Origin of the sequence: Zobellia sp. OII3, from assembly GCF_002211465.1 — a bacterium.
In the GTDB taxonomy this organism is placed as follows: Bacteria; Bacteroidota; Bacteroidia; order Flavobacteriales; family Flavobacteriaceae; genus Zobellia; species Zobellia galactanivorans.
The window spans coordinates 1,647,863-1,674,404 of record NZ_MWRZ01000001.1 but is presented as its reverse complement, the minus strand read 5'-3'; the positions used below and the strand labels follow the sequence as shown (position 1 = coordinate 1,674,404).

The following is a 26,542-nucleotide window of genomic DNA, read 5'->3' as shown; positions in this document are numbered from 1 at the left end:
TTGTTATAAATTTTTAAGCGCAAGTTTAATAATATTCTCTACGCTGAGCGAGGGGTCTTGGGCAAGTACTTTATCAACTACCTTTTCGGCGGATCTTCTTACAAAGCCAAGAACCTCTAAAGCAGATAACGCTTCTTCTTTATTTGTATTGTTCGCAGCAGCGGAAACTTCACCTATATCGTACACTTTTAGAATCTTATCGCGTAGATCGAGAATTACGCGTTGGGCCGTTTTGGCCCCGATACCTTTTATCGATTGAATCGTGGCCACGTCACCATTGGCAATGGCATCCCTAATTTGGGCGGGCTCCAACGACGATAACATGGTCCGTGCGGTACTTGATCCAATACCGGAAACCGAAAGCAAAAGCCGGAAAATTTCGCGTTCCGATCTTTCGGCAAACCCGAACAAGGTGTGAGAATCTTCTTTCACCTGTAGATGGGTGAACAAACTTATACTCTCAGAGTCGCCCACCTTGGCAAAGGTATTGAGCGAAATATTGACAAAATAACCCACCCCTGCACATTCAATTACGACATAGGTCGGGTTCTTCTCTACAAGTTTTCCTCTAAGATGCGTGATCATGTTCGGGTGGTTTTGGGGTTATTTTGTCCGGCCATTACAGCCGGACTATAGTTGTTATTTGGCCTGAGCCTTGGCCTTTCTTCTTTTTTCTCGTTCTTGGGCATCTATAACGGCAACCGCGGTCATATTCACCATTTCATCTACACTTGCCCCCAATTGAAGAATATGTACCGACCTTCTCAGCCCGACCATGATTGGACCAATACTATCTGCCTGGTTTAATTCCTTCAATAATTTATACGTTATGTTCGCCGCTTCTAGATTTGGAAAAATCAAAGTATTGACTTTTTTGCCCGCTAGTTTAGAAAACGGAAACTGACTTTGAAGCAACTCTTTGTTCAAGGCGAAATCGGTTTGGATCTCACCATCTACCACAAGCTCAGGATTACTTTCATGTAAAATACGAACGGCCTCCCTAACCTTTTTGGCATGGGGATGGCTCGATGAACCAAAGTTGGCGTAAGACAAGAGAGCCAACACAGGCTCAAAACCGAAGGTAGACGCTACGTTGGCCGCGTTTTGGGCTATTTCGGCAATCTCTTCGGCATTTGGATCAATATTGATAGAAGTATCGGCCAAAAACAACGGCCCCCTATCGGTAATCATAATATTGACCGTAGACACCTTCTTCACGTTCGATGCCCGACCAATAACTTCAAAAATTGGTTTCACCACTGTCGGATACGCCCTTGAGTAGCCGGAAATCATTCCATCCGCGTCACCTTCGAGTACCATCATAGCCCCGAAATAGTTGCGTTCCCGCATTCTTATTTTAGCACTGTAAAGAGTCGTACCGCTGCGCTTTCTACTTTCCCAGAATTTGGTAGCGTAACGTATGTGCTTTTCGTCAAATTCTTTGGACGTAGGATCAACGATTTCTATATCGGCATCAAAATCCAATTCTTTTTTCAGCTCTAGAATGATCTCTTTTCTTCCCAAGAGAATAGGCTCTGCAATACCCTCTTCGTGAACGATCTGAGCCGCCTTAAGCACGTCAAGATGGTCGGCTTCGGCAAAGACGATACGCTTTTTATTCATTTTAGCCCGGTTGTGCAACAAACGCACCACCTTATTGTCATTCCCCGATCGTTGTAAAAGCTCCTCTCGGTAACGGTCCCAATCTTCAATAGGGTTTTTAGCCACACCACTATCCATCGCCGCTTTGGCCACGGCCGGTGGAATCTCCGAAATCAGACGTTGATCAAAAGGTTTAGGTATTATATATTCTTTACCAAAAGTCAACCTGGTTTCCCCATAGGCAATGTTCACCTGCTCAGGTACCGGTTGTTTGGTCAATTCGGCCAAGGCCTTAACGGCAGCCATTTTCATTTCTTCGTTAATGGTCGTGGCACGCACATCCAAGGCTCCCCTAAAAATAAAAGGAAAACCGAGTACGTTGTTGACTTGGTTCGGATGGTCCGAACGTCCCGTAGCCATAATAATATCTTTACGCGTCTTAACGGCCAGGTCATAATCTACCTCTGGATCGGGGTTCGCCATGGCAAAGACGATAGGGTTTTCGGCCATTGATTCCAACATCTCGGCAGTAACGATATTCGCAATGGAAAGACCGACGAACACGTCGGCATCGACCATAGCTTCGGCAAGCGTATTTATTTTCCTATCGGTCGCGAATTCTTTTTTAGAGGCAGACAGGTTCTCGGCATCTTTTCTAATGACCCCCTTACTGTCTAGCATAACAATATTTTCGGCCTTGGCCCCAAAAGCCTTGTACAGTTTGGTACAGGATACTGCCGCAGCTCCGGCCCCACTGATAACGATACGTGCGTCCTCTATTTTCTTTTCCGATAATTCGAGGGCGTTCAACAATGCGGCGGCAGAAATGATGGCCGTACCGTGTTGATCATCGTGCATTACCGGAATATCGAGTTCTTCTTTAAGCCTTCGCTCTATTTCAAAAGCTTCAGGAGCCTTGATGTCTTCCAAATTGATTCCACCAAAAGTAGGGGCGATCATTTTAACGGTCTGCACAAACTCGTCTACATCTTCCGTATCAACTTCTATATCTATACCATCGATATCGGCAAAAATCTTGAACAACAAACCCTTCCCTTCCATAACGGGCTTTGACGCTTCGGGCCCAATGTTACCCAGCCCCAAAACGGCCGTACCGTTCGAGATAATGGCTACAAGATTCCCCTTTGAGGTATATTTATAGGCGTTATCCTTGTCCTTTGCAATTTCAAGACAAGGTTCTGCCACACCCGGTGAGTAGGCCAAAGCCAAATCACGTTGGGTGCTATAAGGTTTTGTAGGAACGATTTTTATTTTACCAGGCTGTGGTTTCGCGTGATAGATCAACGCTTCCCTTCTCTGTTTTTGATTGCCCATAGGATTATTCTGTTTTAAGGAGACAAATTTAAGGGTATTCTTCGGATATGTGTAGCCCGTTAAGCGTATAAATTTCTACGATTTAGCCATATTAAAGAGGGAAAACATCTCAACTAGCCCATTTTTTCTTCCTTTTCGCCCTTTACGTTCAAGCGCAGCGAAAACACAGCTGCAAGTACAAAAAACACGCCAGCGAACAAAATGGCATTAACCGCATTGCCCCCTAAAAGACTTTTAAAAATAGGTCCGAAAGTAAGGGTCTCTATCCCCATGGGAATAACGATCATCATATTCAAAATGCCCATATAAACCCCGCGCCTATCTTGCGGTACGATTTTAGACACCATGGTATAAGGTATACCCATCATAGCCGCCCAGCCTATACCAAAAAACACCATGGGCAATAAGACGTATATAGGGTCGGAGATATACGGAATAGCAAACAGTGCCAAACCGGTACCTAACAAACTGGCCGCATAAACCTTTTTGCTTCCGATTTTAAGGACCAAGGGTACCAAAGCTAAAGCCACGACCATGGTAGATATATTGTAGGTAGTACTCATTTTTGCCGATTGGGCGGCGGCCTCGGAAAGATCAAACCCCATGGTATGCATAAACAAAGGGGTTATAAACTGCCAATACACAAAAAGTGCATACCACTGAAAAAGATAAACTACGGAAAGCTTCCACATAAAGGGAGGCATTTCTTTGATTGCCTTGGATATTTCCACGAAAGGCATATTGAAACGCTGAACGAAGGACAGTGCATTATGCTCCTTTATTTCCCTCATTTCTTTTTCCGTTGGCGGAATCTCCGGCGTTTTCAATACGGACCAAAGAATAGTGGCTACCGATAAAAAGGCCCCTATAAAAAAGGAATAGTACAACCATTTCGGAATAGACCCTGCCACATCGGCAACATCGCCGCCCCCAAACCAATCTTGAAACAAGAAAATGGAAGCATTGGCCAAAACAATACCCGCTCCCACGAACAGACTTTGCATTTGATACCCGAGACTCAACTGCTTTTCGGGGAGTTTATCGCCTACAAAGGCACGATAGGGTTCCATGGCCATATTGTTCCCCACATCTAAAATCCAAAGTAGGCCAACGGCGAACCATAAGGCGGGACTGAGCGGAAATGCGAATAAACACAGACTGCCAATAATGGCCCCGATCAAGAAAAAAGGTTTTCTACGACCAAAACGGGGAGACCAAGTCTTATCCGATATCGCCCCGATAATAGGCTGAATGACCAGACCCGTAACCGGACCCGCTATATTCAAAATGGGCAACATATCTTCAGACGCCCCCAAGAACAAAAAAACAGGATTGATAGCGGTTTGCTGTAGGCCAAAACTGAACTGAATGCCCAAAAAGCCAACGTTCATATTAAAAATCTGCCAAAAACTTAAGCTTGGTTTTTTTATCAAGTGCATTACAAGGAGGTTTGGTACAAAAACTACCTAACAAGATAACACAATATATCTTCGGCCCGAAAGAACTTTAGTGGAATTTTCAAAAGTTGGCCAACTCTAAGGTTTGAGGACCGCCCCCTCTATTACTTCAAAAATTTGATATTTCGTTGTAAACCAGAAAATTTAGTCCGCTTGACCGCCGATTTTTGAAACACCTTTCGAAATACATCTTCGGTAATCTCTTCCCAATCTTTTTTTGTCATGGACAATAGCTCGGGATGGGGGTCGAACAGCGGTTCTTGGTGGGGTTTGGAAAAACGGTTCCATGGACACACATCTTGGCACACATCACAACCGAAGGCCCAATCGTCAAACTGACCCTTAACCTCGGTCGGAATCTCATTTTTAAGCTCAATAGTGAAGTATGAAATGCATTTACTGCCATCGACCACATAGGGCTCAACAATAGCTTCCGTTGGGCATGCATCGATACAGGCAGTACAGGTTCCGCAGTGATCCGTGACCCGGTGGTCATATTCCAAATCGACATCGACGATAAGTTCGGCTATAAAATAAAACGAACCTACACGTTGGGTGAGTAGATTGCTGTGCTTACCGATCCACCCCAAACCACTTTTAGCGGCCCATGCCTTATCGAGTACCGGTGCGGAATCTACAAAGGCCCTGCCCCCGACTTCACCAATATGCTCCGACATAAAATTCTGCAGTTCGCGCAACTTCGATTTAATGACGTGGTGGTAATCTTGCCCGTAGGCGTACTTCGATATTTTGTACGTATCTTCTTTTTGCGTTTCCTTGGGATAGTAATTGAGCAATAAGGAAATAACGGACTTGGCGCCATCTACCAGCAAACGCGGATCCAACCGCTTATCAAAATGGTTGGCCATGTACGACATTTCACCGTGCATATTATTGTTGAGCCAGCTTTCAAGTCTCGGGGCCTCTTCCTCTAAAAAATCGGCTTTGGAAATACCACATGACAAAAAACCGAGGCGTTTGGCTTCGGTTTTTATAAGTTCTGAATATTTCGCTTTGGAGTCCATATTAAAACAACCCGGGCTGTATTCCTCCTTTAAGCTTTCCCAAGTGTTTATAGGCCAAATCGGTAACTTCACGCCCACGTGGGGTACGCATGATAAAGCCTTGTTGTATCAAAAAAGGTTCGTATACCTCCTCAATGGTTTCGGCACTTTCCGAAACTGCAGTGGCCAAGGTTGTAATTCCCACCGGACCACCTTTGAACTTATCAATGATGGTGGAAAGAATTTTATTGTCCATTTCATCCAATCCGTGGGCATCGACATTCAATGCCTTTAGACTGAACTTAGAAATCTCCATATCTATCGTCCCGTTCCCTTTGATCTGGGCAAAATCGCGTACACGACGGAGCAAGGCATTGCAGATTCTGGGCGTCCCCCTACTTCTGCCCGCAATCTCTATGGCGGCCTCTTGACTAATAGGCACCTTCAATATTTCGGCACTACGCTCTACAATGGTAGAGAGCAGCTCGGTTGAATAGTACTGTAAGCGGCTCTGGATGCCGAATCGGGCGCGCATAGGCGAAGTCAATAGTCCCGAGCGGGTAGTAGCCCCTATCAAGGTGAAGGGATTTAGATTTATTTGAACCGATCGGGCGTTGGGGCCCGTTTCGATCATAATATCTATTTTATAATCTTCCATGGCCGAGTAGAGGTACTCCTCGACAATAGGGCTCAACCGATGGATCTCATCGATAAAAAGCACATCGCGCTCTTCGAGATTCGTAAGCAGGCCGGCCAGGTCACCAGGTTTGTCGAGTACTGGCCCAGAGGTGATCTTTATCCCCACCCCCAACTCATTCGCCAGAATATGTGCCAAAGTCGTTTTTCCAAGTCCCGGAGGACCGTGAAACAAGGTATGGTCTAATGCCTCACCCCTTTGATTGGCTGCCTCTACAAAAACCTTTAAATTTTCCAAGACCTGTTCTTGCCCCGTAAAATCGTCGAAACTTATGGGGCGCAAGGCTCTTTCTATATCAAATTCCTCTGGGGTAAAATTCTCCCCTACGGGGTCTAGGTACTCGTTCATATCAAAACAAAGATAATGGAAAAAGAAACAAGCCCACTATACTTTACAAGGGGAATACATCGTTTTCCAAATGGTCGGATTCCATCTTACCGTGAAAATAATTTTCGTAATTTCATTCTATGCAAGACTCCACTTACTCCTCAGAAATACTTCAGTACATTCCCTTTTTCTATGTCATCTGGTCCGACGACCTACTTACGACGTCTGAAATCGACGTAGTACAAAATGCTATAGATGCAGATAACTCCCTATCGGAAAGGAGTCGTGCGCAGTTGCTTACATGGCTCAACACCAATAATCCCCCAGCCAATTCGGAACTAAAAAAATGGAAACGGACCATTTCGAATTCCTCCGTAAAATTGACCGAAAACGAAACCTATCCCCTGACCTCCTTTAGTCAAAAAATAGTATGTCATTACAAGAAAGAGTGCCCGTTTAACGACCAACTGAAACACATTGAAATACAATTGGGCATTCAACCCAACCATTACAACCACCTCTTTGACGTGGAGGTAGCTCACAAATCTACTTCGGATTTCTACAGTGCCGATGCCATCGATACGATCTTAAAGGGAAAGCACGCCCCGGTAGTCGATAGCTTTAGAAAGACATTGGCCGACCCCATTTTTAAATGGGAAGTACATCGTAACAAGGAGGAATTCAGGGAAACCGTCTTGAAGCAAGTGAAGTTTTTGGCGGATAAGGGTTATGGGGCCATGGCATACCCAGAGGCCTACGGAGGCACCGATGACATGGAAGGTTATGCCTATATGTTCGAAAACATGATGTTCGCCGACGGTAGCCTATCTATCAAATTCGGTGTTCAATTCGGACTATTCGGCGGGAGCATACAAAAACTAGGCACTAAAAAACATCACGACCAATACCTTACAAAGACAGGAAAGACCGAACTCTTAGGATGCTTTGCCATGACGGAAACGGGGCACGGCTCCAATGTGCGTGGAATAAAAACCACCGCAACCTATAACAAAGCGACCGACGAGATTGTAATCCATACCCCTGGCAAAAACGACAACAAAGAATATATTGGCAATGCCCTGCACTCTAAAATGGCCACGGTATTCGCCCAACTCATAGTTAACGGAAAAAACGAAGGCGTTCACGCCATTCTGGTTCCACTTAGGAATAAGGAGCACGAACTTCTGCCTGGGGTAACCGTAGAGGATAATGGATACAAACTAGGACTCAACGGGGTGGACAACGGTAAAATATGGTTTGACCAAGTTGCCGTTCCCAGGGAGAACCTACTCAACAGATATGGAGACATCAAGGAAGACGGCTCTTATTATTCCGAAATCAAAAATCCGAACAAACGCTTCTTTACCATGCTCGGCACCTTGGTAGGGGGAAGAATTTGCGTCGCCCGAGCAGGACTCGGAGGGGCGAAATTTGCCCTGGCCGTAGCCATCAAACACGCCCTAAAAAGAAGACAGTTCAATGACAGCGTTAAAATACAGGAAGACCTATTAATGGATTACCCCTCCCACCAATTACGACTAACGCCGTTAGTAGCAAGCGCCTATGTATATCACGTAACCCTTGATAAGATGATGCAGCTCTATTGCGACCCTTCAGAACCGGACAAAAGAAAGGTAGAGACCCAGGTCGCAGGCTTAAAATCGATCATCACCTGGTACGCCAACGACAGCATTCAAGAATGTCGCGAAGCCTGTGGCGGAAAAGGCTATCTTCTTGAAAACCGAATCGCCGACCTGAAAGGCGACGTGGATATCTTCACCACTTTTGAAGGCGACAATACCGTTCTTCTTTTATTGGCGGCAAAAGGGGTGTTGTCCGATTTCAAATCGGAATTCAATAGCGCAGGATTTTCGGCCGTACTAAAAATATTGGGCATGCAGATCAACGACAAGCTAACGACGATTAACCCGATATACTCCAACAAGGTAGACAAAGACCACTTGTACAATCCAAAGTTTCACAAACACGCCTTGGAGTATCGCACAAGACGGCTGACCTACACCCTGGCCATGCGCATCCGTGACTACATAAAACAAGGGGTACCTTCCTATCAAGCCTTCCTAAAAGTGCAGACCCACCTTTTGGCATTGGGCAAGGCCTACAGCAATGAATTGGCCTATAACACCTTCATTGATTTTATCCAAGACATCGAGGACGACAAAAACCGTACACTCTTTCAGAAACTAGGCACGCTCCACGCACTTCATACCATCAGGCAGGATGCGGAATGGTACTTGGAACAAGGTTATATCGGCGGAACGAAATCAAAGGCCATACGGCAGCGCGTAGAGCGGCTATGCACCGAGCTAAGACCCCATATAGGCGTTTTGGTCGACGGCTTCGGCATACCCGAGCACTGCATGACGGCACCCATTACCCAGTAGAAAAGTATTCTTAGGAATTGTTTACTTTTCCTTATGCAATTCAGAAGTGTCGAGGAAATCGATAATTTCGACTTTTCCTTCACCGAACAGGTAGGTCTTGGCATTGCCACTTGAAGACAGTTGAATATTTTGGGTGGGCCGCACTTCGGCGGTAGCCGATTCCTCTACGGTCAAATATATGGATTCAGCTTCCAGCTTCTCCCCCTTTAACTTAGAGTTCTCAAGAAGATTGGCATATAACTCAATGGCCGTTCCTTCAAGAATAGCGGTAGCGTTCTTATACATCTTGATATTGTTCAGATGGGTATTTGCATAAATCTCAACATCGACCCTATCCTTTAGCACTAGGTTCATTTCCCTTCCCGCAATATTAAAATCTCCCGAACTATTCCCTTCCATATTGATATTGAGGATTTCGGCATCGGCGTTTAAGTTGAGCCTTGCGGATTCATGCAAATCTACGTAGAGGTCCTTTGAGTTGATGGCCCCGTCCATATCTATCTTTCCATCATACATGGTAATCCCCTCAAGGTAGATGTAGTCGACCGTGATTTCAAGTTTCTTCTTTCTTGTAATATTGTAAAACGAACTGATCTGCAAAACACTATCGATTACCCTAAACCTCAAAACATCGATTAGGTTGTCATCGGCTACAATAGACACCCCTTCTTCCGTTGCATCATGGAGCTTGATTTCAAGTCCGTCACGCAACTCTATCGCATGAAAGGGGGGTAGGCCTTGATAGACCTCAATAACACTTTTGTTTCCCTTTATTTTAGGCTTACGTTGGGAGAAACCTTGACAAACGAAAAGAACAACAAATAGAAAAACCAGATTCTTCATCCTAAAACATCGTTAACACAGGTCGTTAAAAAGAAATTGGATTTTGAAACGCCCGCAGATTTCAATTATCAAAAGTAGTGTAAATGTTAAATATAAGGGTCAAAAAAAATGCCTAACTATAAAAGTTAGGCATTGTACATTTGAGTTAGTCCAGCATTTAGTGCTGAAGTTCTTCTTCATCTTCTTGAAGCGGTACGGTCTGTGGGATAAAATCCTGTCCCGGAATAATGTACTCGCCGTTCGCGTCGACCTTACTATAATCATAGGCCCAACGGTGAACTTCAGGAATGGCACCTGGCCAGTTCCCATGAATGTGTTTCTGTGGAGCAGTCCATTCCAAGGAAGTCGCCTTCCAAGGGTTTATAGGACCAACCTTACCGTAGAATATACTTCTTACAAAGTTGAATACAAATACAAGCTGTGCCGCTGCCGTGATGATGGCGAACACGGTCATCAATACTTGAATATCGGTCAATTCATCGAACATCGGGAAAGCGGTGTTCTCATAATAACGTCTAGGTACACCTGCCATTCCGACAAAATGCATCGGAAAGAAAACACCATAAGAACCAACTGCGGTAATCCAAAAATGAACATAACCTAGGTTCTTATTCATCATCTTACCTTCGAACATTATCGGGAACCAGTGGTAAATACCGGCAAACATCCCGTATAGTGCAGATATACCCATTACCAAGTGGAAGTGGGCAATTACAAAATAAGTATCATGAACATTGATATCAAGAGTACTATCACCTAAGATGATACCTGTTAGACCCCCAGTAATAAAGGTAGAAACCATACCGATTGAAAACAGCATCGCCGGATTCAACTGCAAGTTACCTTTCCAAAGAGTGGTTATCCAGTTAAACGCTTTTACCGCAGAAGGAATAGCGATCAACAAGGTAGTAAAGGTAAATACCGATCCCAAGAACGGGTTCATACCAGAGATAAACATATGGTGACCCCAAACAATGGTCGACAAGAATGCGATTGCCAAAATAGAAGCGATCATCGCTCGATAACCAAAAATCGGCTTTCTTGCATTTACCGCCATCACTTCAGATACGATACCCATTGCCGGTAAGATCACAATGTAAACTTCAGGGTGACCTAAGAACCAGAAAAGGTGTTCATATAATACAGGAGAACCACCTTGGTAATGCAAAACTTCACCTTGTATAAATATATCGGACAAGAAAAAGGATGTTCCAAAACTTCTATCCATTATCAACAGCAATGCTGCAGACAATAATACCGGGAAAGATATAATACCAATAATAGCAGTTACAAAAAATGCCCAAATAGTCAATGGCAATCTAGTCATAGACATTCCCTTGGTACGAAGGTTAATTACGGTCACTACATAATTCAAAGACCCAATAAGAGAAGAAGCAATGAATATTGCCATTGCGACCAACCAAAGTGTCATACCCATACCAGAACCAGGCTGCGCCATTGGCAAAGCACTTAAAGGCGGATAGATTGTCCATCCCGCTGCCGCAGGACCTGCTTCTAAAAATAAAGAAGATAACATTATAATACACGAAACAAAGAACATCCAGAACGATAACATGTTCATAAAACCAGATGCCATATCACGCGCGCCAATCTGCAATGGAATAAGTAAATTACTAAAGGTACCACTCAACCCCTGTGTAAGTACGAAAAATACCATTAAGGTACCGTGGATGGTCACCAAAGCAAGGTATACATCGGCATCCATAACACCTTCTGGTGCCCACTTACCCAATAAAGCTTCGAAAACCGAAAAGGATTCACCTGGCCAAGCCAATTGCATCCGGAACAAAAGAGACATTGCAATACCTATTGCCCCCATAACGAATACACCAAGAATCAAATATTGTTTAGAGATCATTTTATGATCCTGACTAAATATATATTTGGTTACAAAGGTTTGTTTGTGGTGATGCTCATGATCGTCATGTGCATGATCATCAACCTGTGCATTTGCAGTAACAGACATATTTGTTATTCTTTAATTATAAAATTTTCCTTTTCTAACTAGCAAGTACGCCTTCCGTATAAAGACTTAGTGACTTGCCGTAGCCGTTTCTAGTTTACCAAAATCCTCAGTCGAACCCGCATCGGCCTGCCCCATGTTTTGACCGAAAGTTTTCTGTTCGGCAATCCAAGCGTCATACTCTTCTTGGGTCTCGACGATAATTTTCATTTGCATGTTGTAATGCGACTTTCCACAAATCTTGTTACAAAGCAAGACATAATCGAATTCCCAAGGATCAGAATTATCTTCACCCCTAGCGGCTCTCTCAGCCCTGATTTCGTTGGTTCGTTTTACCTTCGCGGCAACATCGGGATTCTGACGCATTTCCTCAGTTGTGTAAATCGGTGTAAAAGAGAACTCGGTAATCATACCGGGTACACAGTTCATTTGCGCCCTAAAGTGAGGCATGTAAGCAGAATGCAACACATCTTGTGAACGCATTTTGAAATTCACCTTTCTCCCCACGGGCAAGTGCAATTCCTTTACGATGATATCATCGGCCGCATAGGTGTCAGATTCATCCAACCCAAGAACATTGGCCTTGTTGATGTCGATCATTCTAACGTTGGCCTTCCCCAAGACATTATCATCACCGGCGTATCTGGCCGTCCAGCTAAACTGCTGTGCATATAGTTCTACAACAATAGGATCATCCTCGTCATTGATATCCATAATATTGGTCCACGTGTACAATCCCCAAAGGATAAGACCTGCCAATACAATTACGGGAATAATCGTCCAAATAAACTCCAAACGGTCGTTATCGGCAAAGAAAAGTGCCTTTCTTCCTTTAACACCCCTGTATTTGTATCCGAAATAATGAAGTAAAGCCTGAGTCAAGGTCTGTACGATGAAAATGATCACCATAGACACCAACATTAGGGAGTCGTAATCGCCACCGTGCTCGGATGCAGCTTCCGGTAGTAAGTATTTACCATAATTCCAAAAGCTGAAAATGGTTATACCATAGATAAAGATAAGAAACGCAAACAGTAGATATCCGTTCGTCTTGTTATCTGAATCGTTAGCTATTTGAGAATTTTCGGCCTTGAGCTGGGACAGTTCGAAAATCTTCGTCATCTGCCAAATCGCTATTGCCACAAGGGCCAAAACCACTAAAGTCAATAATGTAGTCATCGTACGTTCTACTATTATACGTTAAAATTACTAATAATGAAAATGCCTGCTTTCTTCTATAAACGGATTTCGTTTCGGTTGTAAAGGCGCACTGCTCAAGGCACGGAAAACCCAGAAAATAAAGGCTCCAGCAAAGAATAGTATCGACCCTATCTCAGGAATACCGATAAACCATTGATCACCCACCGTAGATGGCATTATCATATTAAAGATATCCATATAGTGCCCTGCTAGAATAACGATACCCGTAAGAACCACAAACCAATTCAAACGTTTGTAATCACTATTCATCAAGAGCAATACTGGGAATAAAAAGTTCATAGCGACCATTCCGAAAAACGGTAATCTATAATCGGCAATTCGAGTTACGTAATACGTAACTTCCTCAGGAATATTAGAATACCAGATCAACATAAACTGAGAGAACCAAAGATAGGTCCAGAAAATACTGATACCGAACATAAACTTGGCCAAATCATGAATATGGCTATCATTAACATCTGGTAAGTATCCTTTCGATTTCAAGTATATGGTTATCATAGCGATTACCGTAATACCCGACACGAACATACTTGCAAACACATACCATCCAAAAAGTGTACTGAACCAGTGTGGGTCAACACTCATGATCCAATCCCAAGACATAATAGACTCGGAAACCAAATAGAATACCAAGAAAGCGGCAGACCATCTAAAGTTCAATTTAAAATTGGAATTATCATCCGATTCATCTTGTCTAAGTGAAAGCTTTCTAGAGTATTCCCTATAGAATATCCATCCGCCTAAGAATATAGCGGCACGAATCAAGAAGAAAGTAGGGTTCAAATACCCAGATTTTCCTTGTAAAAGGTGATCATGCGCCACCACTTCGGGATCCATCCAAACAAATAGGTGATTCATGTGCAATACGGAAAGTACCAATATTACAAATACTATTATACCACCCGGCACCAAATAGGCCGTAATTCCTTCCATCACACGAAATAGCAATGGCGACCAACCCGCTTGGGCCGCTCGTTGAATGGCATAAAAGGCCAATACTCCCAATGCGATCATAAAGAAAAAGAATGCCGCAACGTAAAGCGCCGCCCATGGCTTGTTCCTTAATTGGTGAAAAACATGCTCGTCATGCGAGGCATCGTGCGCTTCTGCCGCTTCACCATGCGCATCGGCAGCAACCGCGGCATGTGCGTCCGTAGCACCATGAGCATCACCGTGTGCGTCACCATGGCCGGCAACAATAGCTTTTGCTTCTTCAACGGTACTCGGTGCCGAAATGAATCCGATTGCAATACCAAGTATTCCAAGCACCATTAAAACAAAGGAACCGATCTTTAATTTGTTTGAAAACGTATACATATCCCTTTTCTAAGTATTATTTCGTTAAGTCTTGTTTCAATTTCATCACGTACTCCGAAACCTGCCACATCTCTTTGGTATCCAATTGAGATGCATAAGACCCCATTGAGTTCAAACCGTACTGAATTGTATGGTAAGCCGTACCTATAGTAATGTTACGTGCCTCATCGGCGTAACTCGGTACCCCTAAAATCTTTTCTCTTTTTACCAATGTACCCTGACCGTCGCCCTTGTCACCATGACAAATCGCACAATAAATGGTATACAACTCGGCACCAACCGCCAAATCAGATTCAATGTTCAACGAATCTAAGGGGCTCTTTTGTACCCTGGCCAACTCTTTACCTTCCGGTGTGTTTTCGTAACCATAAGGAATCCATCCCCGCGAAATCGTATTTGCAGGAGGCACCATGGCCTCTTGCCCATTTGGCAGAAAATCGACTTCCCCATAGGCTTCATAGCCCACTGGTTCGTACATATTAGGCATATACTGATAGTTGGGACTGTTTTTATCGGCACAAGCCGTAACGCACAGTAGCAACCCGAAAACAATTCCTATTTTGCTAAAACTGTTCATATTTAATGACTGTTTTTTTCCACTATATTTATTTCGACTGCCCCTGTATCCAACAACAGATCTCTCAATTCTTTTTCGTTATCGTGTATATCGATCTCCATTAAAAAATGGTCATCGGTAGTACGCGGATCAGGATTCTCAGCATCTTTAAAAGGCCACAACCGGCTTCTTAGGTAAAACGTGATAACCATTAAGTGAGCTGCAAAGAATACGGTAAGCTCGAACATAATCGGTACAAAAGCCGGCATATTCTCTAGATAGCTAAAACTAGGCTTACCTCCAATATCTTGGGGCCAATCTTCGATCATAATGTAATTCATCATCAAAGTTGCCACTGTCAAACCAACACAACCGTAAAGAAACGATGTAATGGCTATACGCGTAGGGGCAAGCCCCATAGCCTTGTCTAAACCGTGAACCGGAAATGGGCAATATACCTCTTCAATGTGATGCTTGGCTGCTTTTACCTTCTTAACGGCAAGCATTAGCACATCATCATCGTCATAATATGCGTGTATCGCTTTAGATGCCATAATTACTGTTTCTTGTTATTTAATAGTTTTGCCTGTCCGGCCCAATCGTCTCGTTGTGCCCTACCTGGGAAAGATTCGGTAATTGAATCCAACAAATCGTATTCCTTAGCCGTCATTCTTGCCACCTGGGCAAAAGTGAAGATACCGATTTCATTAAGGGTAGCTTCCATTTGAGGTCCAACACCCTTAATTTGCTTAAGGTCGTCAGCCGTTTCCTTGGTCGCATCGAAAGTACCGATAGTACTCAAAAGCTCGGATACGCTCTCACTAGCATCTTTTTGAGGAACAACCTCTCCCATCAACACATCATCCGTAATAACAGCTTCCTTTATTTTTGAGGCATCCATCTTTTTTATCTGATACAATGGCTTACCTGCATCCCTAAGATCTTTGTAACGTTGGCCTGAGGATTTCAAAATAGATTTTACTTCTGCCTGTGCAATCACAGGGAACGTTCTAGCATAAAGCAGGAACAACACGAAGAAGAACCCTATCGTACCCACGAAGATACCGATATCGACAAAGGTAGGAGAGAACATCGTCCAAGATGACGGAAGGTAATCCCTATGCAAAGATGTAACGATGATCACAAAACGTTCGAACCACATACCTATGTTCACGACAATAGATATAAAGAAAGAGAACATGATACTGGTACGTAATTTTTTGAACCACATGAACTGTGGGGAGAACACGTTACAAGTCATCATTGACCAGTAGGCCCACCAGTAAGGCCCCGTAGCCCTGTTCAAGAAGGCATATTGCTCGTACTCCACACCTGAATACCAAGCCATAAAGAGCTCTGTAATATAAGCACAACCTACGATAGAACCTGTAATCATGATTACGATGTTCATCAATTCAATATGCTGAACGGTTATATAAGCTTCTAGATGACACACTTTACGCATAATGATCAAAAGCGTGTTCACCATGGCAAATCCGGAGAAGATAGCCCCTGCCACAAAATATGGAGGGAAAATCGTTGTATGCCATCCAGGAATTACCGAAGTAGCAAAGTCAAAAGATACGATGGTGTGTACGGAAAGTACAAGTGGCGTTGCCAAACCGGCCAATACCAAAGACACCTCTTCGAAACGTTGCCAGTCTTTTGCACGACCACTCCATCCGAAACTCAATAGACTGTATATTTTCTTTTGAAAAGGAAGTACCGCCCTATCACGTATCATGGCGAAATCGGGAAGCAAACCTGTCCACCAGAAAACCAAGGATACGGAAAGGTAAGTAGAGATCGCGAACACATCCCAAAGCAAGGGAGAGTTAAAGTTCACCCAAAGCGAACCGAATTGGTTCGGAATAGGCAATACCCAGTACGCCAACCAAGGACGTCCCATATGTATGATCGGGAAAAGTCCCGCTTGTACCACCGAGAAGATGGTCATAGCCTCCGCAGAGCGGTTAATGGCCATTCTCCACTTTTGACGGAACAATAAAAGTACCGCGGATATCAACGTACCGGCGTGACCGATACCTACCCACCATACAAAGTTTGTAATATCCCAAGCCCAGTTAACGGTCTTGTTCAATCCCCAAGTTCCAATACCTGTTGATACGGTATAAATGATACAACCTACACCCCATAGGAATGCTACCAAGGCAATGGAAAACACAATCCACCAATGCTTATTGGCCCTTCCTTCTACGGGGGCAGAGATGTCCACACTAACATCGTGGTAACCTTTATCCCCGACAACTAAGGGCTTTCGAATAGGTGCTTCGTAATGCGACGCCATAAAATTCTGTTATAGTTGTTTACTTAAATACGATTATGCTTCGTTCGTGTTTCTGACCTTAACATGGTAGAACACATTTGGTTTTGTTCCTACATGCTCCAATAAATGGTACATGCGGTCGCTCTCGGCCAATTTGGCAACTTTACTTTCCTTATCGTTGACATCACCGAAAACGATAGCCCCAGTACTACAGGCAGACGAACAGGCCGTTTGAAACTCGCCATCTTTTACAAGGCGACCATCTCTCTTGGCATCTAAAATGGTTTTTTGTGTTTTTTGGATACACATCGAACATTTTTCGATAACCCCTCTTGAACGAACGTTTACATCTGGGTTTAATACCATTTTACCCAAATCGTTGTTCATGTGGTAATCGAACTCATCATTGTTGTTATACAAGAACCAGTTGAACCTTCTTACTTTATACGGACAGTTGTTAGCACAGTATCTCGTACCTACACAACGGTTATACGCCATGTGATTCTGACCTTGACGGCTATGCGATGTTGCAGCAACCGGACATACCGTTTCACACGGCGCATGGTTACAGTGCTGACACATTACAGGCTGAAAGGCCACTTGTGGGTTGGCCGCTGGATGCTCCAACTCACCAAAACCACCTAAAGAACCATTATCTCCGGAAAGACCGTCGAAATTATCCTTTTTGGTATTGTCATCCTCAAAGGTATCCTCCGAAGAATAATATCTATCGATACGCAACCAGTGCATATCCCTACTTTTTCGCACTTCTTCCTTACCTACTACAGGAACATTGTTCTCCGCATGACAAGCAATAACACAGGCACCACAACCGGTACACGCATTAAGGTCAATGGACATGTTGAAATGATGACCGATAGAACGATCAAAACTATCCCACAAATCGACAGAAGTAGCAGGAACCTCTTTATGGTCTAAGGACACCATCGGTTGAACATTCCACTCCGAATGATCTTTGGTGTTGAATATCTCCAAGGTAGTTTCTTTAATGATATCACCCCTACCCATCAAGGTTTTATGCAACTGAATACAAGCGAACTCGTGTGTACCTGAAGCTTTTTCTATAGTAGCCGACTGAACGCTCTTAAAATCTTGATATAATGGATAAGCGTTTACCCCGGTCTGCATTTCAGACTTCATACCGACCTTTCTTCCATAACCAAAGGAAAGTCCGATTGAACCCACTGCCTGACCAGGCTGTATTATTACAGGAACATTGCTTACCGTAACACCGTTGACCGTAATATTGGCATAGCTACCATCAAGGCCACCGTTGGCCACATGATAGTTTTCGAAGCCCAATCGTTCGGCATCATCCTTGGAAACCGTTACGTAATTATCCCAGGAAACCCTTGTTATAGGATCAGGGAACTCTTGCAACCATGGGTTGTTAGCCTGATGACCGGCACCCATTCCTGTTTTTGAATAAAGCTCCAATTCCATACCCCCGCCACTTGTAGCATTGACCAAACTATTAATGGCCGCGGCAATAGAAACACCGGAAGCAACAACTTCCTCGGCCTCACTCGCATTGACAGTTTCCTTATCTTCTTCCGAAGCGGCCTCATCCTGTGGATCAGCATCGTTTCCAGCTGTAAAGACAGCAGCAGCACCCGAATACACACCATCATGAAGCGCCTTATTCCAATCGTTCCCGGCCAATATGGAATTTGACCAAGTCTCCTTAATATAATCGTAATAACTTTTATCACTACCCAACCAGTTCAACAAGGCCGTTTGAAACTGCCTTGTATCGAACAACTCTTGAATAGTAGGCTGCATTAAACTATAATACCCTTTTTTCACCTGAACATCACCCCACGACTCAAGGAAGTGATTCGCAGCAGCAGTGTACTGCATCACCTCGGTAGTTTCGTTCCAATTGGTAGAAAAAGCAACTGAAAGCCCTACTTTCTCAACACCTTCCTTAAAATCGGCGGCGTTGGGCAAGGTATACATTGGGTTGACCCCATCGGTTATCAAAGCACCCACCTTACCGGCCTTCATGTCGGCAATCAACTTTTGAACCGATTTCACGTTACCCTGTCTTACATAACGGGGCGACTTCGCATCAAAAGCCTTACTTCCCAACATTTCGTTGATGGCCAATACAACGGTCTGTGCATTTATATCATCAAGCCCCGTAACCACTACGGCACCATTTTTATTCTTAGCTATCTGCGCGGCAACATCTTTTATCGCCTTCAACACCCCTTCCGAAAGCTCACCACCAACACTGCTACCGTTCAATTCGGCGTACAACTTGGCCAAGGCGATTTTTTGCTGCATTGGAGTCAAGGGAACACGCTTATCGGCATTAGCCCCACTCAAAGTCATGTTCGCCTCAAACTGTACGTGACGCGACATTTTGCCCTTCTTAGGAATTCTACCCTTGGCATAACCCGAATCATAACCGCCTCCTTGCCAATCCCCTAAGAAATCCGCTCCGAAGGAAACAATAAGATCCGCTTTTTCAAAATCGTAATCGGCCAACGCACGCTCACCATATCTTGCTTCAAAAGCACTGGCTGCGGCATCTTCGGCTATAGCATCGTAAACCACATGGTTCACATTACCGAACTCGGCCTTCATATCAGCTATCAATCTATCGGTAGACGGACTGGCATATGTCTGGGTCAACAAAGCGATTTGTTGCCCTGAACCTTTAAGACTACCCAACTTGGCTTTTACCGCCGCATCAAGCACCGACCATTCCACAGGCTCACCGTTGGCCATTGGACCTTGCAAACGCGTACTATCATACAACGAAAGCACAGAAGCCTGAACCCTGGCATTGGCAGAACCCGCAACCTTGGCATCTTTATTATTCTCAACCTTTATAGGTCGACCTTCCCGAGTCTTTACAAGGATACTTGCAAAATCAAAACCATCCGCTATGGTAGTAGCATAGTAGTTCGCAACACCAGGAATAATATTCTCCGGTTGAACCACATAAGGAATGGATTTATGAACAGGACCCTCACAAGCCGCCAATGCGGCCGCTGCCGTACTAAAACCGACGTATTTAAGGAAATCCCTTCTATTGGTAGATGTAGCGGACAAACCTTCTTTATCACCCAAAAAATCATCTACGGGAATTTGCTCAACAAATTCGTTCTGTCTTAGCGTCTCAACAATGGAATCGTTCGGATTTAACTCCGCTTCGTTTTTCCAGTATTTTTTGTTTGATGCCATACGTTTTTATGTAATTAGCTACTTTCTAGTTCGATTAATAGTGACACTTTCCACATTCCAGACCACCCATTTGAGCAGCGGTCAACTTATCCACCCCATACTTCTTGGAAAGTTCGGCATGAATTTTTTCATAGTAAGCATTCCCTTCTACCTTGATATCGGTCTCACGGTGACAGTTCACACACCAACCCATGGTCAATGGCGAATACTGATACATAACCTCCATCTCCTCAACCGGTCCGTGACATTGCTGACACTCAATACCCGCAACACTCACGTGTTGAGAATGGTTAAAGTAAGCAAAATCAGGTAAGTTGTGGATACGCACCCATTTTACAGGCTGGCTTTCCCCGGTATACTTTTGATTTTCTTCATCCCAACCAACGGCAGCATAAAGCTTCTTGATTTCTTTATTATAGTCGATACCGTACTCCCTCTTACCTTCTTCCAAGGTTTCATCGGCCACTTGATAGATCGACTTATGACAGTTCATACAAACATTCAAGGATGGAATTCCGGAAGTTTTGGAAACCCTAGCCGAAGAATGACAGTACTTACACTCTATTTTATTGTCACCGGCATGGATACGGTGCGAGTAATGAATAGGCTGAACCGGGGCATAACCCTGATCAACACCTACCTGCATCATCCACCCATAGGCAAAATACGCACTTCCCAATAACAAGAAGACAACGGTCACCAAAACCAAAAATTGGTTTTTAGCAAAGGCCTTCCAAAGCGGAAGTCTTTTTGCCGACTCTTCTTGACTCAAATCTACACCATTTGCCTCAGCGATTCTTCTTAGCGTTTTGTTCACCAAGAACAACATCACCACCAACAAGGCAAAAACCAGGACCAAGGCGCCAAGCACCAACTCATTTGAAACCCCATCACCGGAAGAACCACTACCCGAACCGGAAGCTTCCCCTGCAGCAGTGGCAGCAGGAGCGGCCGTTTTCGGCGGAGCGGCAGTATAGGCCAAAATATTATCGATATCCTCATTCGACAAAGTCGGAAAAGGAGTCATTGCAGCCTGGTTGTACTCACTGTACACCTTATTGGCATACGCATCCCCGGAAGCAATCAAGCCCGGACTGTTTTTAATCCAATTGTAAAGCCATTCACGATCCAGACCTTCATCATCCGACAACCTTGACTCAACATTAGCCAAAGCCGGACCGGTCATTTTTCGAGTTAATGAGTGACATGCGGCACAATTCTGATTGAACAGTGCTTTACCTTTCGCCGGATCCCCAGAGGAATCTCCCGAATCCGCAACCTCGGCAGAAGCCCCCTCAGCGGAACCTCCATCTTGAGCGAATATAGAAACGGAAAATAGCAGGAATACAATTAGAGATACACCTAAAACCTTAGAAATCGAATGGCGGTACGGAACCTTTTTCATATGAATCTTATTTCTATCGAGATCTTGGCACGATAATTTCAGTTGCAAGGAACGACACCTTGTTTTTATCAGTGCTAAAATTGATGGCAAAAATACGTAATACACTTTATTCTTTAAATGTTAGCGGATTGATAATTTCTAATTTATAATAGTTCTAAATAAATCGGAAGGGCTTTCTATGCCTCATAATAATTTACTTTTGCATAAAATATTAAAACCCAATTATTTCACGACAATGAAAACATTTTTCACCCTTAGTCTCACCATAGCGTCATTAGCCATTGGCCACGCACAACAGGGCCAAGTTCATATAGAACAAGACCAAAAAATCACCGATCTCATAGAAATCTACAAGACTTCAAACGAAAGTTCGGACTATTACCGCATTCAAGTCGGCTTTGGTTCTTATAGCAAAGCCCAAAACATTCAAGCGAAAGTAGAACAAGATTTCCCCGACCTTCCTTCTAAAATCGATTTTGACTCCCCTACCTACCGCGTAAGGGTCGGAAGGTTCGCCAACAAATTGGACGCCGAGCGGAAATTTCGCGAGGTACGGCAGAAATATCCCGATGCCATGTTGTTAAAACCAAAAAAATCGACCCGTTAGGTCGATTTTTTTATTCTTATTATTACTTCACAGGTCACAAGGACCTATTTCAAATCACTTATTTCGTCTTAAGCTTCTTCTTAACAGCTACTTCTTGGAAGGCCTCTACGATATCCCCTTCCTTGATATCGTTGTAATTCTTCACCTGAAGACCACAGTCATATCCTTTGGAAACTTCCTTGACATCGTCTTTGAAACGTTTCAACGAAGACAGCTCCCCGGTAAAGACCACCACACCATCACGTATCAAACGTATACCGGCGTTACGAAGAATCTTACCATTGGTAACCATACAACCTGCAATGGTACCGACTTTAGAGATTTTAAAGGTCTCTCGTATCTCGGCCGTACCGGTAATCTCTTCCTTGATCTCTGGAGACAACATACCTTCCATCGCATCCTTAAGGTCATTGATCGCATCATATATAATAGAGTACATTCTGATATCGATCTCTTCTTTTTCAGCAACATCCCTTGCATTACCCATCGGCCTTACATTAAACCCGATAATAATTGCATCGGATGCAGAAGCCAACAACACATCGGATTCGGTAATGGCACCTACACCTTTATGAATGATGTTCACTTGAATTTCTTCAGTAGACAATTTCTGGAAAGAGTCGGTCAATGCTTCAACAGAACCATCCACATCACCTTTAAGAATGATGTTCAACTCCTTAAAGTCGCCCAATGCGATACGTCTTCCGATTTCATCAAGGGTAATATGCCTTTGTGTCCTGACCGATTGCTCACGCTGTAATTGCGAACGCTTGGTGGCAATTTGTTTTGCCTCCCTTTCATCTTCAAGCACATTGAACTTATCACCGGCCTGTGGCGCACCATCAAGACCCAATATGGATATCGGTGTTGCAGGACCTGCAGTTTTCACGATGTTTCCCCGCTCATCTTGCATAGCCTTGACCTTACCACTATTTGTTCCGGCAAGCACATAGTCACCTATTTTAAGCGTACCACCCTGCACCAAGATCGTAGATACATATCCACGGCCCTTATCCAAGAAGGCTTCTACAACAGTACCATGAGCCATCTTGTTCGGATTGGCCTTAAGCTCTAACAGTTCAGCTTCAAGCAGGACTTTTTCCAAAAGTTCTTTTACGCCCTCACCTGTTTTTGCCGATATGTCATGTGATTGTATTTTACCCCCCCAGTCTTCGACCAAAAGGTTCATTTGAGCCAATCCTTCTTTTATTTTATCAGGGTTAGCCGTAGGCCTATCGATTTTATTTATCGCAAAAACAATAGGAACACCTGCCGCCTGGGCATGGCTTATCGCTTCTTTGGTCTGGGGCATAATATCATCGTCCGCCGCAATAACGATTACCGCTATATCGGTAACCTGCGCACCCCTGGCCCGCATCGCCGTAAAGGCTTCGTGACCCGGAGTATCAAGGAAGGTAATTTTTTGTCCGTCTTCCAACGTAACACCATAAGCACCGATATGCTGGGTAATCCCACCACTTTCGCCTGCAATTACATTGGCTTCCCTAACGTAATCCAACAACGAGGTTTTACCGTGATCCACGTGACCCATAACGGTTACGATGGGCGCTCTTGGCTCAAGATCTTCAGGCGCATCGGCCTCAACTTCTATGGATTCCTCTAATTCGGCAGTTACAAACTCGACCTCATAACCGAACTCGTCGGCTACGATAGACAAGGTTTCCGCATCTAGACGTTGGTTCATGGTCACCATGATACCTAAAGACATACATGCCGATATAATTTCAGTGGTAGACACCTCCATCATGGTAGCGACCTCACCAACGGTTACAAACTCGGTAACCTTCAACACCTTACTTTCCAGTTCTTGTTGTTCAAGATCCTTCTCGGTCTGTTGACGGTGTTGATCTCTTTTATCCCTTCTATATTTGGCACCTTTGCCCTTCTTCGATTTACCCTGTAACTTCTCTAGGGTCTCCCGAATCTGTTTTTGTACATCTTCTTCGGTAGGCTCTACTTTTGGAGCTCCATAACGTGGGTTACCACCGCCACCGCCTTTTCTGGCAGCTGGGCCCGTACCTCTTTGTCTAGGCGCATTTCCGGTATTACCGCCCGAATTATTGCTTACAATACGTTTTCTTCTCTTCTTACGGTCATTGCCCGCATCGGAGCCAGTCTTGGGCTCTTCTTTTTTCTTCTTGGGCTTATTGAACTGCGAAAGGTCAATTTTGGCCGTAATCTTAGGACCGGTAAGTTTCTTGTACTTCGTAGCCAGTATACCGTCATCCTTAGGGACTTCAGCTTCTGTCTTCGCAGCAGCTTCCTCTTTTTCCGCTTTTTCCGGTTTGGCCTCAACCTTAGGCTCTTCCTTAGGAGTTTCTTCCTTCCCTAGCTTCTCCGGTTTCTTCTCCTCTACTTTCTCGACCACCTTTTCAACAGGCTTCTCCTCTACCTTTTTAGGTTCCTTTGGAACCTCTACCTGTGGTTTCACTTCTTCGACCACAGCTTTCTCCTCAACCTTCGGCTCTTCCTTCTTAGCAACTGGAGCTGGAGTTGGAGTCGGTGCCGGCGTTTCCTTGGCTTTCTTCCCACCATCCAAATCGATTTTGCCAATCGTTTTGGGGCCTTGAAGTTCCACCTTGCCAACCAAAGTCTTTTCTGCGGCAGCTGCACGTTTTTCACGGGCCAAACGTCGTTCCTCTTGCTCTTGCTCTAATTGCAATCGCAGGGCCTCCTTTTCTTTACGCTTTTCTTCACCGACTTCCTTAGAGGCAACTTTCTTGCTCTTATCGGTCTGAAATTCTTGTTGAAGCACTTCATAGACCTCGTCAGAAATCTTCGTTGTCGGCCGTGCATCTATTTCATGCCCTTTCGAGGCAAGAAAATCCACAGCCCTATCCAAAGAAATATTAAACTCTTTGAGGACTTTGTTAAGCCTTATTTTTGCAATGTCTGCCATAAATACTTTCTCCTAATTCTCTTTAATCCTTGCTAATATACAGAACCTTGGCCAGGTTTCACAAACCAATACAGAAGCAGAATTTTCCGCTAAAGTATTAAAAACCCTTGACTAGTTCATAGCTATTCTTCCAATTCTTCCCGAAGAATGCGCACAACTTCCAAAATTGTTTCCTCTTCGAGGTCGGTACGCTTAACAAGATCATCAACATCTTGCTCCAATATACTACGAGCTGTATCCAATCCTATTTTCTTAAATTCTTCTATAATCCATGCATCGATTTCATCGGTAAACTCGGTCAATTCCACATCTTCCTCGACCCCTTCCCTGAATACATCTATCTCATAACCAGTTAACTGACCCGCGAGACGAATATTGTGTCCTCCCCTACCAATGGCCTTTGAAACCTCTTCGGGTCTTAAGTACACCTGGGCGGTCATCTTCTCGTCGTTCAACTTTACCGAAGACACCCTTGCCGGGCTCAACGCCCTGGTTACCATCAACTGAGGGTTAGCCGTCCAGTTGATTACATCGATATTTTCGTTACCCAATTCACGAACTATGCCATGAATTCTCGAACCCTTCATACCCACACAGGCACCTACAGGGTCGATACGGTCATCATACGAGTCAACGGCAACCTTTGCCTTTTCCCCAGGAATACGAACCGCTTTTTTAATGGTGATAAGTCCGTCGTACACCTCTGGAATCTCCTGAAAAAACAATTGTTCCAAGAATTTAGGGGAGCTCCTAGACATTATGATGGTAGGCTTGCTTCCTTTCAACTCCACACTTTCGATCACACCTCGCACATTATCTCCCTTTCTGAAAAAGTCGGAAGGTATCTGCCTATCTTTTGGCAAAATAATCTCATTTCCCTCATCATCCAACAAAATAATGGCCTTGTGACGAATATGGTGGACCTCGGCGGTGTAAATTTCACCTTCCAAATCCTTAAACTGCTTGTAAATAGTAGTATTATCATGCTCGTGTATCTTAGATATCAAGTTTTGGCGCAGTGCCAAAATAGCCCTTCTACCCAAGTCGATCAACTTTACCTCTTCGGAAACATCTTCCCCGACCTCAAAATCGGGCTCGATCTTACGCGCTTCGGAAAGCGATATCTCTTCGTTAGGCTCTTCAACCTCTCCATCTTCGACTACTACACGATTTCTCCATATTTCCAAATCGCCTTTATCTGGATTGATAATGATATCGAAATTGTCATCAGAGCCAAATTTCTTCTTGAGGGCACTTCGAAATACATCTTCCAAAATGGCCATCAACGTTACCCTATCTATGAATTTATCGTCTTTAAATTCCGAAAAAGACTCAATCAGTGCAATATTTTCCATTACG

At 44.1% G+C, this 26,542-nt stretch carries 18 protein-coding genes; 2 read left to right on the top strand and 16 right to left on the bottom strand.

Annotation, left to right across the window (positions count from 1 at the left end):
• Positions 1-3: 3 nt before the first annotated feature.
• The 5 genes from ruvA to ruvB all read right to left on the bottom strand — a co-directional run bounded on the left by ruvA (position 4) and on the right by ruvB (position 6,443).
• Entirely contained in the window at positions 4-585 is a 582-nt protein-coding gene (gene ruvA / locus B4Q04_RS06885; protein WP_013993729.1) for a Holliday junction branch migration protein RuvA, read from the bottom strand.
• A gap of 54 nt (positions 586-639) precedes the next feature.
• Positions 640-2,937, bottom strand: coding sequence for an NADP-dependent malic enzyme (locus B4Q04_RS06880; RefSeq protein WP_013993728.1), 2,298 nt, complete (start codon positions 2,935-2,937; stop codon positions 640-642).
• Positions 2,938-3,050: 113 nt separating this feature from the next.
• On the bottom strand, positions 3,051-4,376 hold the full coding sequence (locus B4Q04_RS06875; protein WP_088696331.1) for an MFS transporter: 1,326 nt from the start codon (positions 4,374-4,376) through the stop codon (positions 3,051-3,053).
• A gap of 122 nt (positions 4,377-4,498) precedes the next feature.
• The gene (gene queG / locus B4Q04_RS06870; protein ID WP_088696330.1) at positions 4,499-5,419 is read right to left on the bottom strand and encodes a tRNA epoxyqueuosine(34) reductase QueG; all 921 of its coding nucleotides are present in this window, start codon (positions 5,417-5,419) and stop codon (positions 4,499-4,501) included.
• A 1-nt stretch (position 5,420) separates the two neighbouring features.
• The gene (gene ruvB, locus B4Q04_RS06865; RefSeq protein WP_088696329.1) at positions 5,421-6,443 is read right to left on the bottom strand and encodes a Holliday junction branch migration DNA helicase RuvB; all 1,023 of its coding nucleotides are present in this window, start codon (positions 6,441-6,443) and stop codon (positions 5,421-5,423) included.
• A gap of 119 nt (positions 6,444-6,562) precedes the next feature.
• On the opposite strand from ruvB, the gene B4Q04_RS06860 reads away from it, so the two are divergent.
• Entirely contained in the window at positions 6,563-8,827 is a 2,265-nt protein-coding gene (locus B4Q04_RS06860) for an acyl-CoA dehydrogenase (protein WP_088696328.1), read from the top strand.
• Positions 8,828-8,848: 21 nt separating this feature from the next.
• Here the strand turns inward: B4Q04_RS06860 and B4Q04_RS06855 are convergent, their stop codons facing one another.
• The 9 genes from B4Q04_RS06855 to B4Q04_RS06815 all read right to left on the bottom strand — a co-directional run bounded on the left by B4Q04_RS06855 (position 8,849) and on the right by B4Q04_RS06815 (position 21,656).
• On the bottom strand, positions 8,849-9,670 hold the full coding sequence (locus tag B4Q04_RS06855) for a GIN domain-containing protein (protein WP_013993722.1): 822 nt from the start codon (positions 9,668-9,670) through the stop codon (positions 8,849-8,851).
• Between the two features lie 157 nt (positions 9,671-9,827).
• Positions 9,828-11,657 (bottom strand): cbb3-type cytochrome c oxidase subunit I, encoded by a 1,830-nt coding sequence (locus B4Q04_RS06850; RefSeq protein WP_013993721.1) that lies wholly within the window; start codon positions 11,655-11,657, stop codon positions 9,828-9,830.
• A gap of 66 nt (positions 11,658-11,723) precedes the next feature.
• Positions 11,724-12,833 (bottom strand): cytochrome c oxidase subunit II, encoded by a 1,110-nt coding sequence (locus B4Q04_RS06845; protein WP_013993720.1) that lies wholly within the window; start codon positions 12,831-12,833, stop codon positions 11,724-11,726.
• A 30-nt stretch (positions 12,834-12,863) separates the two neighbouring features.
• A complete protein-coding gene (locus B4Q04_RS06840; RefSeq protein ID WP_088696327.1) occupies positions 12,864-14,192 on the bottom strand; it encodes a quinol:cytochrome C oxidoreductase in 1,329 nt (442 codons plus the stop codon).
• Between the two features lie 16 nt (positions 14,193-14,208).
• Positions 14,209-14,769, bottom strand: coding sequence for a c-type cytochrome (locus B4Q04_RS06835; RefSeq protein WP_013993718.1), 561 nt, complete (start codon positions 14,767-14,769; stop codon positions 14,209-14,211).
• 2 nt (positions 14,770-14,771) lie between these two features.
• On the bottom strand, positions 14,772-15,302 hold the full coding sequence (locus B4Q04_RS06830; protein ID WP_013993717.1) for a DUF3341 domain-containing protein: 531 nt from the start codon (positions 15,300-15,302) through the stop codon (positions 14,772-14,774).
• Between the two features lie 2 nt (positions 15,303-15,304).
• Entirely contained in the window at positions 15,305-17,056 is a 1,752-nt protein-coding gene (gene nrfD, locus B4Q04_RS06825) for an NrfD/PsrC family molybdoenzyme membrane anchor subunit (RefSeq protein WP_013993716.1), read from the bottom strand.
• Between the two features lie 33 nt (positions 17,057-17,089).
• Positions 17,090-20,251: a TAT-variant-translocated molybdopterin oxidoreductase gene (locus B4Q04_RS06820; protein ID WP_088696326.1), complete on the bottom strand. Its 3,162-nt coding sequence runs from the start codon at positions 20,249-20,251 to the stop codon at positions 17,090-17,092.
• A gap of 34 nt (positions 20,252-20,285) precedes the next feature.
• Positions 20,286-21,656 carry a c-type cytochrome gene (locus tag B4Q04_RS06815; RefSeq protein ID WP_088696325.1) on the bottom strand — a complete coding sequence of 457 codons (1,371 nt, stop codon included), beginning with the start codon at positions 21,654-21,656 and terminating at the stop codon, positions 20,286-20,288.
• A gap of 235 nt (positions 21,657-21,891) precedes the next feature.
• On the opposite strand from B4Q04_RS06815, the gene B4Q04_RS06810 reads away from it, so the two are divergent.
• A complete protein-coding gene (locus B4Q04_RS06810; protein ID WP_088696324.1) occupies positions 21,892-22,263 on the top strand; it encodes an SPOR domain-containing protein in 372 nt (123 codons plus the stop codon).
• 58 nt (positions 22,264-22,321) lie between these two features.
• On the opposite strand, the gene infB is transcribed toward B4Q04_RS06810, so the two are convergent.
• Together infB and nusA are read right to left on the bottom strand one after the other, a co-directional pair.
• Positions 22,322-25,183: a translation initiation factor IF-2 gene (infB, locus tag B4Q04_RS06805; RefSeq protein WP_088696323.1), complete on the bottom strand. Its 2,862-nt coding sequence runs from the start codon at positions 25,181-25,183 to the stop codon at positions 22,322-22,324.
• 122 nt (positions 25,184-25,305) lie between these two features.
• On the bottom strand, positions 25,306-26,538 hold the full coding sequence (gene nusA / locus B4Q04_RS06800) for a transcription termination factor NusA (RefSeq protein WP_013993711.1): 1,233 nt from the start codon (positions 26,536-26,538) through the stop codon (positions 25,306-25,308).
• Positions 26,539-26,542: the final 4 nt, after the last annotated feature.